The sequence below is a fragment of the Chryseobacterium lathyri genome, assembly GCF_019970085.1.
GTDB lineage: Bacteria > Bacteroidota > Bacteroidia > Flavobacteriales > Weeksellaceae > Chryseobacterium > Chryseobacterium lathyri.
The window spans coordinates 861633-876874 of the sequence record NZ_JAHXYG010000002.1; the positions used below are offsets into that span (position 1 = coordinate 861633).

Annotated in this window: 11 protein-coding genes; 9 read left to right on the forward strand and 2 right to left on the reverse strand. The window is 38.5% G+C overall.

What is annotated here, in order from left to right:
• The first annotated feature begins 322 nt into the window (after window positions 1–322).
• The 9 genes from LC418_RS09265 to LC418_RS09305 all read left to right on the forward strand — a co-directional run bounded on the left by LC418_RS09265 (window position 323) and on the right by LC418_RS09305 (window position 10223).
• A complete protein-coding gene (locus tag LC418_RS09265) occupies window positions 323–1705 on the forward strand; it encodes a tetratricopeptide repeat protein (RefSeq protein ID WP_223558854.1) in 1383 nt (460 codons plus the stop codon).
• A gap of 489 nt (window positions 1706–2194) precedes the next feature.
• Window positions 2195–2581 (forward strand): helix-turn-helix domain-containing protein, encoded by a 387-nt coding sequence (locus LC418_RS09270; RefSeq protein WP_223558855.1) that lies wholly within the window; start codon window positions 2195–2197, stop codon window positions 2579–2581.
• 347 nt (window positions 2582–2928) lie between these two features.
• On the forward strand, window positions 2929–4359 hold the full coding sequence (locus tag LC418_RS09275) for a hypothetical protein (RefSeq protein ID WP_223558856.1): 1431 nt from the start codon (window positions 2929–2931) through the stop codon (window positions 4357–4359).
• A 42-nt stretch (window positions 4360–4401) separates the two neighbouring features.
• Window positions 4402–7737 (forward strand): hypothetical protein, encoded by a 3336-nt coding sequence (locus LC418_RS09280; protein ID WP_223558857.1) that lies wholly within the window; start codon window positions 4402–4404, stop codon window positions 7735–7737.
• A gap of 29 nt (window positions 7738–7766) precedes the next feature.
• Window positions 7767–8285, forward strand: coding sequence for a hypothetical protein (locus tag LC418_RS09285; RefSeq protein WP_223558858.1), 519 nt, complete (start codon window positions 7767–7769; stop codon window positions 8283–8285).
• 35 nt (window positions 8286–8320) lie between these two features.
• Window positions 8321–9295 (forward strand): hypothetical protein, encoded by a 975-nt coding sequence (locus LC418_RS09290; protein ID WP_223558859.1) that lies wholly within the window; start codon window positions 8321–8323, stop codon window positions 9293–9295.
• 4 nt (window positions 9296–9299) lie between these two features.
• Complete coding sequence (locus tag LC418_RS09295) at window positions 9300–9479, forward strand: hypothetical protein (protein ID WP_223558860.1); 180 nt, start codon at window positions 9300–9302, stop codon at window positions 9477–9479.
• 1 nt (window position 9480) lies between these two features.
• Window positions 9481–9906 carry a transposase gene (locus LC418_RS09300; protein ID WP_223558861.1) on the forward strand — a complete coding sequence of 142 codons (426 nt, stop codon included), beginning with the start codon at window positions 9481–9483 and terminating at the stop codon, window positions 9904–9906.
• 59 nt (window positions 9907–9965) lie between these two features.
• Window positions 9966–10223 carry a helix-turn-helix domain-containing protein gene (locus LC418_RS09305; RefSeq protein ID WP_223558862.1) on the forward strand — a complete coding sequence of 86 codons (258 nt, stop codon included), beginning with the start codon at window positions 9966–9968 and terminating at the stop codon, window positions 10221–10223.
• Between the two features lie 119 nt (window positions 10224–10342).
• Here LC418_RS09305 and LC418_RS09310 read toward each other — a convergent pair whose 3' ends face one another.
• On the reverse strand, window positions 10343–10876 hold the full coding sequence (locus tag LC418_RS09310) for a hypothetical protein (RefSeq protein ID WP_111957481.1): 534 nt from the start codon (window positions 10874–10876) through the stop codon (window positions 10343–10345).
• Window positions 10877–10901: 25 nt separating this feature from the next.
• Window positions 10902–14588 (reverse strand): DUF6923 family protein, encoded by a 3687-nt coding sequence (locus LC418_RS09315; protein WP_223558863.1) that lies wholly within the window; start codon window positions 14586–14588, stop codon window positions 10902–10904.
• Window positions 14589–15242: the final 654 nt, after the last annotated feature.

Here is a 15242-nt window from a genome sequence, read left to right on the forward strand (position 1 = left end):
ATATCTAATGCTGTCTATTGGTAACGGTTACTTTTAAAATTAAAATTTTCTGTTTTAATGTGTTGAAAATGTTTATTTAATTATCTATTCTGAATATTAGGCGTATACTTCGTAGAATACAGTAATATAACAGTCATATTTTTAAATTATCGTTATTTATATGGAATAATGGTTAAATTTTATTAATTTTAGTAAGTACTGATTGTGACTGTTAAATCTTGCTCAGAATAACTTGTTTATCAGATGTATTATCTAAAAATATATGTACCGTTTTATATTGCCCTTTTTTTTGTTCCTGTCCTGTGTATTTTATACTCAGCAGTTGTCCCCGTCCGAAATAGATCAGTTACAGAAAGATAAGTACTATCAATATTTTCAGGAAGAAAAGTTCTATGAAGGTATAGAGTTCAGTAAAAAAACAATTAAGCTGTCAGAGAAAATTAATTATGCTAAAGGAAAAGCACGGGGATATATTTATATTGCGGGTTTTCTGCATTCTCTAGGAAAATATGATGAAGTGCTACAATATCTGCAAAAAGCAGAAGATCTGACTTCCGAATACGGAGATGACCCAGCTTTATTATCATCATTATTTACATGGTACGGAAAAAACTATTATGCATTAGGCTTCACTGAAAAGTCAAATGAAAATTATAATAAGGCATTAAAAGAGGCATTTAAATTAAAGGACAAAAAGCAGAAACAAAAACAGCTCCATTTTATTTACGGAAATAAGGCTGTTAATTTTGAATTGCTGCAGGATAAGGATTCAACGTACTATTATATCCATAAAGCATATACAATTTCTCCTAGAGTAGTGGAAGCCACTAATCTTACCGATTATTTTATCACTCAAAGAAAAAATGAAGATTCCGCAAAATTTTACTTGGATAAAGCAGAAAGTCTTTTGAAAAAATCTACGGAAACATTTGATTATCTGGTGTTTAATTATATGTCAGGCTGCTATTATAAATATAAAGGTGAGTACAGTAAAGCCTTGGCGTTTTATGAGAATTCCCTCGAAGCATCCATGAGAATGAAGAGACCTAAAAATGTGATGAAGAATTATAAAGACATAGCTGAAATATATAGTTCCCAAAATAACGTTTATAAAGCCAATGAGTATTTACTGAAATACACAAAACTAAGAGATAGTTTAGCTGAAAATAATATAATAGCCATACAGGCTACTGAAAAAAAGTTTATTAATGACGAAAAGAAACAGAATCAAAATTCAAACATGAAGCTGTATTATCTTTTAGGGGGACTATTTTTGGGCGTTATTATCATAATCAGTGTGCTAAGTTTTTCACATTACATGAAAAATAAGAAAAAAGACTTTTTACTTACAAAAAATACAGCAGCTATTTTACAGCAAGATCAACAGGTAAGAGCGCTTAAGAAAAAAGTAAATGAAAGTTTTGAAGAAGTTATACAGCTGGCAAAAGAAAACAGCCCGGAATTCTGGGGCCGCTTTCAGGAGGTATATCCCGAATTTCGCGAAAGAATATTGATCATTAATCCTAATTTAAAAACGTCGGAGCTCATCCTATGTGCCTATATTTACCTGGGATTTAATACGAAAGATATTGCCCAATATACTTTTAAGGCTGTACAGACGATAAAAAATAATAAATATAATCTTAGAAAAAGGCTGGATGTTCCTCAGCAGGAAGATATCACACTATGGATGAGAATCATTTAGGTAAGGCCTAATTTCAGCACAAATTTACCAATCAATCTTCTAGTGGAAAAGGATAGATTTCTATTAGAAAAAAATTAAAGATATTCACTGCATAAAACCAATTTGAGTGATTAAGTAGCTGTTATTATTGTATTTAGCATAAAAGGTACCTCGTTGGTACCTTATTTTTTTTGTTTTCAACTCTGACTTCTCTTGCTTTGTGGTTTGAATTTTAAAATTCTTTATTAACACAAAAACTTAAAACACGATGAAAAAGGATGCATATTTCTACTTCAAAATGATATTGTACAACGAGCAGCTAGACATTGGGCCTAAGCAATCGACTACAATTCATCTTTAATAATTGCGGTTTAAACACGTCATTATTACTCATGTCTTTAAGAATTATTAATCAATGGTACTTAATTTAGCATGTTAGCAAAACAACACAAAAAAAGAAAAAAGAAAAATCTTATTATATATTATTTATTGATCGGGAGTGCTGTCACAATGATTCCATTAGTTTACAGGATGCTATCGGCTTCAAGTAAAAAGAAAAAAAATGCACAAGCTTTATTATCGGGGCAGAAAACCAGTGAAGCATTTGATGGAATAATGTATCTGGCTAAGAACAACAGCCCTGAATTTTGGGGACACTTTCAGGAAAAATATCCGGATTTTCAGAAAAAGTTATTAGAAATCAATTCTAACCTTAAAGTTTCTGAGCTTATTTTAAGCGCTTATATCTATTTGGGATTTAATACAAAAGATATTGCGGAGTATACCTTTAAAGCTGTCCAGACCGTAAAAAATAACAAATACAATTTAAGAAAAAGACTTTCCGTACCTGCAAAAGATGATATGGTTGTATGGTTCCGGAATAATCTAGGTAATTAATTAACGTTTTGATTTGCAGTCTGTTAAAAATTGAAGTACTCTGTTGGTACCTCGGGTTTTTGTTTCTGATAGAATATTTTTATTGATTTGTAAGCGAAAACAAATGATAAAATATTCGGAGCTTATTTAGAAATTACGTTATAAAATTTTATACTTATTTCTATACAATTTTGACAGCCTTATAAAAACACAACACAAATGATGAAAAATACTGTAACCCTTCCTATACCTTTTCTATACAGGTATAATAATCTTAATTACCAATAAGTTGAGATCGGAAGTGAATTATCACTTTTCCTTCTTCTCGCTTTTTGATTAAACAGACATTCTAAAAACAAAACAACACAATGAAAAAAAATGTAATTTCTGCAGGAATTTTCCTGATTTCAACTTTCTCATTTGCTCAGGTTGGCATAAATACTTCTACTCCTAATCCTGATGCAGCATTAGATATCGTTTCAGCTAACAAAGGACTTCTGCCTCCAAGGCTAGCATTAGTTTCCACAGTTTCTCCGGCTCCTCTATCAGTTCACGTAGCGGGAATGGTAGCCTATAACACAGCAACAGTAAATGATGTGATTCCGGCATTATATTATGATGACGGGACAAGATGGGTATTGGCAAAAAACTCAGGAATCACAACCAATGCATTGAGCTCAACGGGCAATACGATTACTTCCACCGTGAACGGAGTTGCAGCGAGTACTACGGCTGTAAATACTGTAAGCAACACCTCTTCAGGAAACGTCTTATCTACAACGGTTAATGGAGTGACGGGAGCTACTGTTCCTATAATTAACACTAATGCATTGTCATTATCCGGGAGCAGCTTAACAAGCACGGTAAATGGAATTGCAAGCAATACGGTTAATCTGGGTCCTGCTATTACGGCAGCTACCACGAACCTGTTAAGCAGCTCAGGTAACACGATGACCTCAACGGTCAACGGGATTGCACGTACAGCACCTATCATCAACAGTGTGACCAACACAATTTCAGGAAATACACTGACTACTACGGTAAACGGGATTTCTTCAAGCTCCGTTACCTTTCCGCAGGGAGTTAATATTTATAATTCTGATGGGACTCTTACGGGTGACAGAATGGTTTCAACCAATAACAAAATGCTGTGGTTTCAAAATGGAACTACCAACACAAACAATCATATAGCGTTTGATATTAATGTAGCTGTCCCGGGAAGCACAAGGCTGATTACAAGAGGAAGCAGTAGCTCCTTGATCAGAGCTTTGATTGGCTCCAGCCGAATGTTGGATATGGAGCTTTTAACGGATGGGACTTCTAGGTTATTATCTACCGGAAGCACGGAATTATTCGTAGGGACCAACACTTCTTCCGGGCCCTTGGTTTTTGGAGTGGGAACCAACAGAGCTATCCTGGCAACCAACGGGAATTTCGGGATAGGAACAATGAGCCCTTCGCAAAAGCTGCATGTTATTGGTAACATTTTAGCCTCGGGAACAATAACCCCTGATTATGTGTTTGAAAAGCATTTTGACGGATTATCAAAGCTAAAGCCATCTTATACAATGATGGACCTGGATCAGGTGGAAGAATATACACGCCTTAATAAGCATTTACCTGGAGTTCCTTCTGCCTCTGAAATAGAAGCTCAGGGTGGAATTGTACTCAACAGAGCTGCGGAAATAAACCTGGAAAAAATAGAAGAACTGTATCTGTATGTTTTTGAATTAAAGAAAGAAATAAAAACTTTAAAAGAGAAAAACATGCAGTTGGAAAAATTTATTAATAAAAATTAATGAGTTTAATTGTTCAGTTGTTGGAGAAATAAAATACAAATGATGAAAAATTTTAATTTTTTAGTTGGCTTCTTTACTATATTCTTGTTTTTTTTGGCAGGAACAAATATAGTAAAAGCCCAGGATTCAGACAGTGATGGCATTACAGATGTCATTGATCTGGATGACGATAACGATGGTATTCCGGATGCGGAAGAATCGCCGGACTGCTTCTATACGGTATACGAAGCCAATAGGATTACTTCTGTCATTTCCACATTAAATGGAGGAGTCGGGGATCCTGCGGCCGGAAATACGATCCCGTTGCTTTATAATGATAACCTTAATGACGGAACTACTGTTACTGCTTATAATTTTGCAGCATTACAAACCATCACTTCAGGATCAGGAATCTTTACGGTACAGTATCCAACTCCGGTAATCCTAAAATCGATGTCGGTTACCCAGGCTGCCAGTGGAATGGCGGCTAGTGGTTTTGCCAAATTATACGGTTCTAATGATGGTACCACCTTTACACTTCTTACCACAGGTGCCGGAATTAGTATAGCTGGTACCAATCCTACTTTTACAAATACTTCTACAACAGCATATCTATATTACCAGATCAGGTATATAGGAACCGTTTCTGCAGGCAATGCAACCTCTGTAACTGCGGGTACGGCTGCAATACACGAAATCTCATCCCTGCTTTCAACAGCTACGGTTTATATCCCTTCAGCACATCCGAAACCCGGAATTTGCAGTGTAGATACGGATGGAGACGGAAAGCCCAATCATTTGGATACCGACAGTGATGGAGATGGCTGTCCGGATGCATACGAAGGAGGAGCGACTTCCAATAAAACGATCAGCATTTTACCTGCGCCTTACGGAGCCAATGGTTTGGCGAATGCAATAGAAACCAGTGTAGACAGCGGACAGGTCTCTTATGTTTCCACCTATGCAAAATATGCCAGCAATTCTAACCAGAACCTGTGTACCGACACAGATAACGACGGGGTTCCAAACCCTATTGATATAGATGATGATAATGACGGAGTACCAGATACTACCGAAGGAGAATTCTGTGGAAGAATAGACAGGAACATCAGGGTAGGATATTTAAACAGTGGTGTAGGAGACGATGGTTTGGCTTCCAATATGCTGTTAAACCTAAATAACTTTGGTCCCTACGGTACTTATAATAAAACCACAGGGATCACATTGGTGCCTTTTGCTACCGAAGCCAGCATCACTGAAGCCAGCTTACTGGCCAATAATGTAGATGTATTTTTTGTAGGTTCCTCGGCGGCCGATGCTACCACCAGTGCAGACAAGGTATCTACAGCCCTTAATACCAGACTGATCACCTGGGCCCAGAATAACAGCAAATCTATATTTGCCCTTCAGAATAATGCTATAGATTATGGGTATACCATTACCCCTAATAATGTCAATCCCAACACACCTTCGGGAACTATAGGAACGAATACCTACACCAACGGATATTGGCCAACTTCTTCCCTGAATCAGTCAGGGACAGTTCAGATGACGATCCAGTCTACTACAAGGCAGTTTGACATTCTGATGACAGATGCCAATCTCAGACCTGTAGTGATTACAGATAGAGGATATAATTTGCTGATTTTCCCGGATGCTACCATATATAATGCTGAATCCGGTATGGTCACTCCGACGACCAATGACCAAAAGGCCATTGCAGATACCTGGACCTATTTTTTTGACAGATTTGTTACGCCTCAGTGCAGCACACTAGATACGGATGGGGATGGTACTCCCAATCATCTGGATTTAAACTCGGATGGGGATACCTGTAGTGATGCTTTAGAAGCCGGAGCAACAACTTCTTTAACTCCTAACTATACCTTTACTTCACTGGCAGGTACGGCAACAGATACCAACAGTGATGGTTTAGCAGATATTGTAGATACCAATACTAACGGGATTCCGGATTATCTGAGTACCTACGATCCTCAGGCATTGGATGTTACGATCAGGAAATGTCTGGACAGCGATGGAGATATTCTGCCGGATGCTGCAGATTTGGATGATGATAATGACGGTATATTGGATACCAATGAAGGGAACGTTTGTAGTGGATTGACCAGAAATCTGAGAATAGGGTATCTAAATACAGCTCTTGGAAGAACCGGGTTAATGATCAACATGCTCAGCAATACAGCTAATTTTAGCCCTACAGGCACTTATGACAAAATTCCAGGGATTACATTTATACCTTATGCTACTGAAGCAGCCATTACTGAAGCACAATTATTGACTGATAATATAGATATTTTCTATGTAGGGTCCTCAGCAGCTGATGCCCAAACCTCCGTGGATAAGCTTTCAACAGCCGTAAATACCAGAATACTTTCCTGGTCCGAAAATAATAGCAAGGGAGTGATTGTTTCCCAGAATAATGCAACAGATTACGGATATCAGGTTACTAATAATAATTTAAATACAGATGTTCCCTACGGACTTATTGGTGATGCTGTTTTTACCAATGGATATTGGCCGGAAAGTACATTTAACCAGTCCGGAGCAATACAAATGACCATTGCTTCCTTAACCAGAACCTATGAAGCAGCAATGGTGGATGCCAATGGGAAAGCTGTTTTTATCCGGGATGCAGACAGGAAGATCGTGTTTCTGCCGGATGCAACTGTTTTTACAACCTATCAAGCTACGGCAACAATCACCAATGCTGAATTAAGAGTAGCTGCAGATGTTTGGGCGTATGGTTTTGATGTGTTTTTAGACGGGCAGGAGACTTGTACTTCCATAGATACTGATTTGGATGGCATTCCCAATCAGCTTGACCTGGACTCAGATAATGACGGATGTGTGGATGCACTGGAAGGAGCTGCTAATATTACAAGCTTACAATTAGTAACTGCGGCAAGCAGCCTCTCTGTAGGAACAGGGTCTACGGCTTCTAATCAGAATTTATGTGCAGGCTCTTCATGTGTTGATGCTAATGGTGTTCCCACTATTGCAGGAGCTGCAGGACAGGCAATAGGTGATTCTCAAAATGCGTCCATCAGTTCAGGATGTTTCTGTTACAAGCCGGCAGTACTGGCCGGAACCGTATTGGATACTAAATCTGGTATAACAGCACTGGGAAGAGCCGGAATAAACAACGGTAACTGGCCCATGATTCGTAAAGGAGCATGGACAGCACTGGAAGCCAAAACCAAAGGATTTGTCGTGAACAGGATTCCTACCACAGCCCAGGTGAATGCCATTGCCACTCCTGTGGAAGGCATGATGGTGTATGATGAAGAAGCTGACTGCTTAAAGATCTATACCACCACAAATAATGGAACTTCATTCAGCTGGCAGTGTTTCAACACACAAACCTGTCCGGATTATTAATAACCCTATCAACTCATAATATTCTCAAAATGAAAAAAATATTCATTTCAATATTGGCTGTTATTTCTACCTGTGTTTCTTCACAGGTGGCAATAGGCAAGAGCTCAGTGACCAACTCGTCTGTTTCACTTGAGTTTGGAACAGAAAACAGGGGACTGTTATTACCCTGGGTGACTTCCGCAGCAGGAGTAGCAGGAGCTGTAGATGGTACCATGATCTATGATATCACGGATAAAAAGATCAAATACCGCAAAAACGGAAATTGGTTTGACTTAAGCATAGATACTACAGGAACTGTGAATACCACATTACAGGATCCGCTTGTTGAAAAATCTTCCGCTAAAACGGGAATAGGAACCAATGCAGCTACTGATACCACTCCGGGTGTTTTAGTGTTGACAGATATTAATAAAGCAATGATCCTTCCCAAAGTAGACAGCCCGCATGCAAACATCATCAGCCCTTCGGCGGGAATGATTGTATATGACAATATTAAACATCAATTGGCTGTATTCAACGGAACAGTATGGTCTTTCTGGAAACCCTAATGAAATTATTCTCTATTATCAATTTATAAAATATTATGATGAAAAAAATAGTATTTGCGGCTTTAATCATGCTACCATTCGCTGTTTATTCACAGGCGGGAAATGTTGGAATTAATACTTCCTTGCCGGGAAGTACCCTGACAGTCAATGGTTCTATAGCCGGGCAATATAAAAATGTATCAACATCCACCACGCTTGGGGCAAATGATTTCTATATGGCATTTAATGGCAGTACTCCTGCTACATTTACTCTGCCGGTAGCTGTAGCAGCCAGTCCTGCTGCTGGAAATATCCTGGGAAGGGTATATTATATTAAAAATACCGGAACAGGCCAGCTCACCATTGCAGCAGGTGGAACGGAATTAATAGACAACCAATCGGGAGCAGGAGTGGCAAGCTTTAAGTTGAATCCTGGTGGCTATGCTATGATGATCAGCAAAGGAACAGCTTCCGGTACCACATGGGAGCTGGCTACATTCATCGATAAAACAACGGCAACTATTGCCGCGCTGGGAGCCACGGATACAGTAACTTATACAGGAACTGCATTTACCGCTTTTAATAACAGTACTCCGCAAATTATCCCATTTTCTGTAGGAGATGTTATTGTTAATCAGGGGGGATCTGTATTATGGAATGATGCAGGAGATTACTGGCAGATCTTGGAATCAGGAGTGTACAAAATAGAAGGATATTCCTATTTTGGGAGTGGCGGCGCGCCTTCGGGTGCTTTTCAATGGACGGGGATTAACCTGAATATTACTAAAAATGGGACGGCAGTTGCGAATATTATTGGTGGTAATCGGGGAAATTTTATGGATATCATTGCCCAGTCAGCCAATACGCCTATTAATGTAAATTGTATAGTGCATTTGAATGCAGGAGACCGGATTTATCTGACGATGAATTGGGGAGCCGGAGATAAACCTACTACAAATGTACAAATTACGGCTCCTAATTCCCTTGTAGAAAGCCGGAATTTCTCAATGCAACAACTATCTGTACCTTAATATAATGAATCCAATGCATCACAATGAAAAAGAAATAAGAGACTTTATTTTAGAACTGATTGATACTAAGCAAAAAAGCATTTCACAAGTTTCCAAAGAAAATAATATTTCTAAGAAAAATCTTTATAAATGGATGATTTATAGATGGATAGAAAAGCATATAAAAAAAACCAATCTTCAATAATATGGATATAGATTTTAAAGAAATACATATAGGAAATTATATTAAAGAGCAGATGGAACAGAAAGAAATTTCTATTGAAAGGGCGTGCAATTTCTTCAAAACCGGAGAGAAAGAGGTAGTAAGGATGTATGGCAATAAAAGTATAGACACCGATTCTCTTCTAAAATGGTGCAAGCTGCTAGAATATGATTTTTTTAGAATATATGTAACCCATCTTTTATTGTATGACGGAATCTCTCATACTAAAAACAATAAGAAAATAAGAGAGAGCGGAGAAAAGATTATTTTCAGAAAAAATATTTATACCAAGGAAATCAAAGAATTTTTGGTTGGTCTGGTCGCTTCTAATCAAAAGACTGTATCGCAGATCACTGATGAGTATAATATTCCAAGAACTACACTGTATAAGTGGCTAAGAAAACATTAAAATCTATGAGAACACCTAATTACCAAAAAATTTATTCTGATCTTCTAAAATGTAAAGGCTTGGAAAAAGAGATTTCCATTCCACCATTGGATAAAAGCATTGACATTATTAAATTCAATAATTTGATATCAAAAACGGTAGGGGAGAAAAAGTCTTATATCACTCAACAGTCAAAATCTTATGATGAAGAATCCATCATTGTATTGCTCCGCTATCAAAAAGAATATGATCTTAATAATACACAATTAGCTAATGAGTATAGACTCAGCAGGAATACTGTGGCAAAATGGAAAAAGATTTATCAGGAAAAAATATAATAAAGTTTCAGTAATCTTGACTAGATTTTAAATTAAGGTGTAGAATAATTCAAGATTTCAGGAAAAAAATAAGCAGTCTCATTGAGGCTGCTTATTTTTTTGATTTGTAAGTTTATATATTACTGTTTCCAGAAAGTCCAGACGTTACCGTTAAAAACAGCTAACTGTTTATTAAAAGTATCATACACCATCATTCCCGGAGCCGGGTTGATGATATTAAGATGTGGACTGTCCACTTTGGGAAGAATCATTGCTTTATTGGTGTCTTCCAAAACCAAAATACCCGGAGTAGAGGTTGGAGTACCTATGGATGTTTTGGCAGCTGTATTTTCTGTAGCTGTATTTTGGATAGTTACCCCATCTACACTAGTCAGCGGATCAACGGTAGTTCCTGAATTGTCCACTGAGAGATCTTTCCAGCCTGAAACATATTTTACCTTCACTTTTTTATCAGTAAGGTCATAGGCCATTGTCCCGTTCACAACACCTGCTACAGCTCCCGTTGAAGTTACCCAGGGGAGTACTATTCCCCGGTTGGCAGTTCCAAAATCCAGTGAAGCAGATGGAGACGAAACGAGTGTCTTTCCTATTGCAACCTGCGAAAAAGCAAGCTCACAGAATAAGGTCAATATGATTACGAAAATATTTTTCATCTTGAATATATTAAAAGTAAGTTAATTAATTAGTAGGACAAGTTTGGGTATTAAAGCAAGCCCATCCGGCAGCAGTCCCATTGGTATTAACCTGTAAACAATCCAGGGTAATATTATACACCATCATTCCTTCTACCAGATTAGCAGCCGGGATAGCAGTAATCTGTGCTGAAGTCAGCCTATTGAGCACAAACCCTTTCGTTTTGGCTTCAAGAACAGTCCAGGCGCCTTTTCTTACCATTGGCCAATTATTACCTCCTGTAGAAGCCCCGGCTCTTGCCAGGGAAGTAATTCCCATAGGAGAGTCTAACGCTGTTCCTGCTGTTACCGCCGGCTTATAACACACTGCCTGGGTATCCGTATCTGTTGCCGTATTATTGGTATTATTGACTTCAGTTATATTAGACGGAGGAGTAATGGTTACTGTATTAACAAGATTTCCCGAATAGGCAAAAGGTATATTTACCACCACTGTATAGGTTACAGTACCTCCAACGGGAAGGCTCACCAGGTCATTAATTGCTCCTGATTGCGTTCCGGATACGGATGTAGTGGCTCCGCCTGCCGCAACTGCGGTATAACTCACATTTGCAGGTGGAATTCCTGCAGGAACAGGATCTGAAACAGTGGCCCCTAGAACTCCAAACGGCCCACTGTTACTCACTGTTACAGTATAAGTGGTAGAGGTACCTGGAGCATAGGTTGTAACACCGTCTGTTTTAGTTACAGCAAGATCAGCACTGAAAACTATAGGGGTATTAACACAATGTGCACCGTCATTTCCGGAACTTGGAGGCGCATTGGAAATAAGAACTCTCTGTCCGGTGGTAAGATTAAACTGATAAAAACCTCCTGTATTATCAACGCCAAACATTTCACTTGTGCTGGAAGCAAACATAGCACCAAAATTAACCGCTCCAGGTGTAATTCCTATTGGGACTACAGCTCCTGTAGTCGGATTAACGGACACGAGCTGCCCATTAGTTGAGTTGACACCATACAACAGTCCCGTAGTTATGCTATATGCCATATCAGGTAAATTAACACTAGTTGAAAGCGTAATCAATGTAGCAGTTAACGTTGTCAGGTTTATTCTGTAAATCTGATTATTATTGGTATTTAATTTTACATAATAGTTTCCCAGATTATCTATTTCTCCTGAGTTATATATAACTGCACCAGGTAAACCTGTTACCGCTCCGAGTGTATTATAGGTACCGTCGGCATTGATACGGATAATCGTATTAGAGTTGGTAAGCATTCCATACATGAAACCATCAAGCGGATTAATGCCTATTGCATTATAATTTGTAGCAGCGGCAGGTCCGATCTGTGTATAAGTAAAAGGATTGGTAGCAGTGTCTACATTATATAATGTATTTAATTGAGAAAGGTACATATTGTTAGTACATCCGAACCCTGTTAAACACTGAGTATCCTGAATCGCCGAATTAGCTGAAGTCCCGACTCCTTGTCCCTGATCTGCACCTGAATCTGCAGCTCCACCAGAATTAACGATCACGGGTACCCCTTGGGCGTCAACAGCTCCTGCAATACTTCCATTTGGATTCAACTGTGCAACAAGTACATTTTCATCTCCTTCAAGAGAATCATAACAGCCATCTCCGTCGGAATCCAGATCCAGATAATCCGGTGTTCCATCTCCGTCTGTATCTCTGTGATTACAGAAAGTAACCGTATTCTGTGAAATAGTGATCAGTCCTCTGTCACCAGCATTTCCGGCACCTGTGCCTGCTGTACTGGTAAATGCTGTGTAGTTCCATGTATAGGTATTACCGTAATTTACCCCAAAAGGCAATGTTGCAGCTCCAGCTCCTGTATTGGTAGTGTTCTGGAATTGCATTCTTGAATAATAGCCGCTTCCCAGGACCGCTCCGGCATTGGAGGCATTAAAAGTCGAAAATAAATTGAGTGCAGTATTGCTGCTATAAGAAGAAGTTCCCGTTACTGTAGGTAAATTTCCTATGGTAGTGGTGTAATTTCCCAATTGAGAAATTCTATTGGTGCTTAGCAGATATCTGAACCATGAGTCTGGTGTATTCGGTGAGGCACCACTCTGATCTTCAGTGGTTGTATTATTAGTAGGTAAGCCGGTATACAAAGAAGTTGTATTGGGAAGTATTCTGAATTCAGTTGCTGAAGTATTGAATATACTCCAGGTATGGTTTTGTGCATTCACCGTATTGTTAAGGTCTGAATAGGAGAAGGGAACATTAAAACTGCTTCCTAATGATGCTACTGCAGGACCGGAAGTTAGGGTATATACCAGATTAAAGTTTCCGCCGTTAACTCCTATGGTAGCCCCTGCCAAGGTGCTGGCCGTATTCAAAGTATAGACACTTTGAGATGTACAAAAGCCTTCAGCTGTATCTAAAATGCCGTCATTATCATCATCAAGATCCACGGTATTGTCAATCCCATCACCGTCTGTATCAGTAATAACCGGTGTTGGTGTTACGCTTGCGGTATTATTCGTACTATCAGGATCCAGAAGATCTCCGGAAATAGTAGCTGTGTTCATATAGCTACCTGTGCTTTTCACGATTGCATTAACTTGTAAAGTAGCGCTTGCACCAGCATTTAGACTTCCTATGGTCCAGACTCCGGTTCCGCTATTATAGGTCCCAGTAGAGGTTGTAGAACTAACATAAGTGTATCCCGAGGGAAGAAGGTCATTTACGATCACATTGGTATTATTGGAAGCGCCCGTATTATTTGCCGTCACAGTGAAGTTGATAGTGCTTCCTGCAGCTGGTGTTGAGTTATTAACTGTTTTTGTAACGCCTAAGTTCGATTCTGAGGCAGTTACTCCCAGCATATATCCATCTCCTGCTGTATTTGTTGTTCCATGCCAGTTAGTACCTGTATTGGCAGCTGCTCCACGTGTAAATATTCTCAAGGTTATAGTTGTTATACCCGTGCCGGACACCAATACAGTTCCCCTGGAAGCATTGGCGGCTGCACCATCAGGAGTTGTGGCTGAATTTAGTATCTGAGTGGAAGTAACATTCAAAAGCGCCGTACCCGATATCTTAGAAAAAGACACCGGCACATTAGAAGACACATAATCAAATTCTGCTGTATAAGATTGTCCGTTTGACGTTCCTCCGAGTGCATTAATCTGTAAATATGGATTATTAACCGGTCTGCTGAAAGTAAGAGTTAAGTCCGCCATTTGCCAACGTTGATTTGTGGCTCTTCCAGCAGCTGTCAGTGGCTGAACATTGGTGGAAAAATTGATAGCCCTGTTTGTTGTAATGTCAATACCAGTCCCTACCGGTGCATCACTGCTCGTAAAAGGAGTATTAGCAGTTGTATTTCCGAAAGCATTCATTAATGTCAGAATAGGTTCTCCCGGATATCCCATGAAAATAGCTCCGTTATAGCCGGTAAAATTGGTTTGTGTATACTGCTGATTGCTCATAGTATACGTAACATTCAAAGCACTGGGATTTGCATAAGTAGCATAAGTACTACCAGTAGGGTTGTCTGTATTGTTTCGTAGTCTGATTACAGTACTACCTACAACATTGGTTACATTAGTAGTGGGATTACTGTCACCTGCGGCCATCTCTAGGGAGGGGGATTGTGCTTTTGAGCAAACCGTGGATAATACCACTATCAATAAGAAAAGTTTGCCCCTAATAGCTTCCTGGCCATAACTGGGTTTAGAAAATAGGTTTTTTATCATGATTTACATTTTATGCCACTTAAAAATAGAAATTATTATTTGTATTTTTAATAAATTTTTAACATTTTTTTATTTATTGAATATAAATTTTAATAAAATTGAAAATAAACGCCTGAAATGGCAAGAAAAGAGGTATTGTCTCATTAAGAACAAAAAAGACCTTTGTAAATTTATTAACAGAAAAAATCGGTCAAAGGTCAGGAAATGAAGGAAATTTCGAACCCAAATTAGTTGCTAAAAGACAAAAATTAGTAAAGGTTGGGAAATATTATCTCATTTTATACTGTAGATAAGCTATTGAAAGATACTCTTTTGTATCAATAAAACCACACTTGTTTTTGTAACGGATCTCTTGATAGAGTACATTAAATTCTTAATTTCTTTTTATATTTGTAATCCCAAACTAGAGTTCTTGGTTTTAATTGTTTGATTTGCATATTTAAAGTGCTCGCTTTGAATTGATTAATCTCCATTTATAAATCAAATTATATTGTTGCTCCTTATGTATTCTAAAAGTGAACCGCAGTGAAATTGAGAGCTTCAAAAAAGCATTAGATTAAGTATTCGCTTAGTTGAATCACCAAAGATTGTTCCGTCTTAACAGCCTTAGTGCATGCAAAGTATACTAAGCTTCGTTGAAAACAGACACCAACA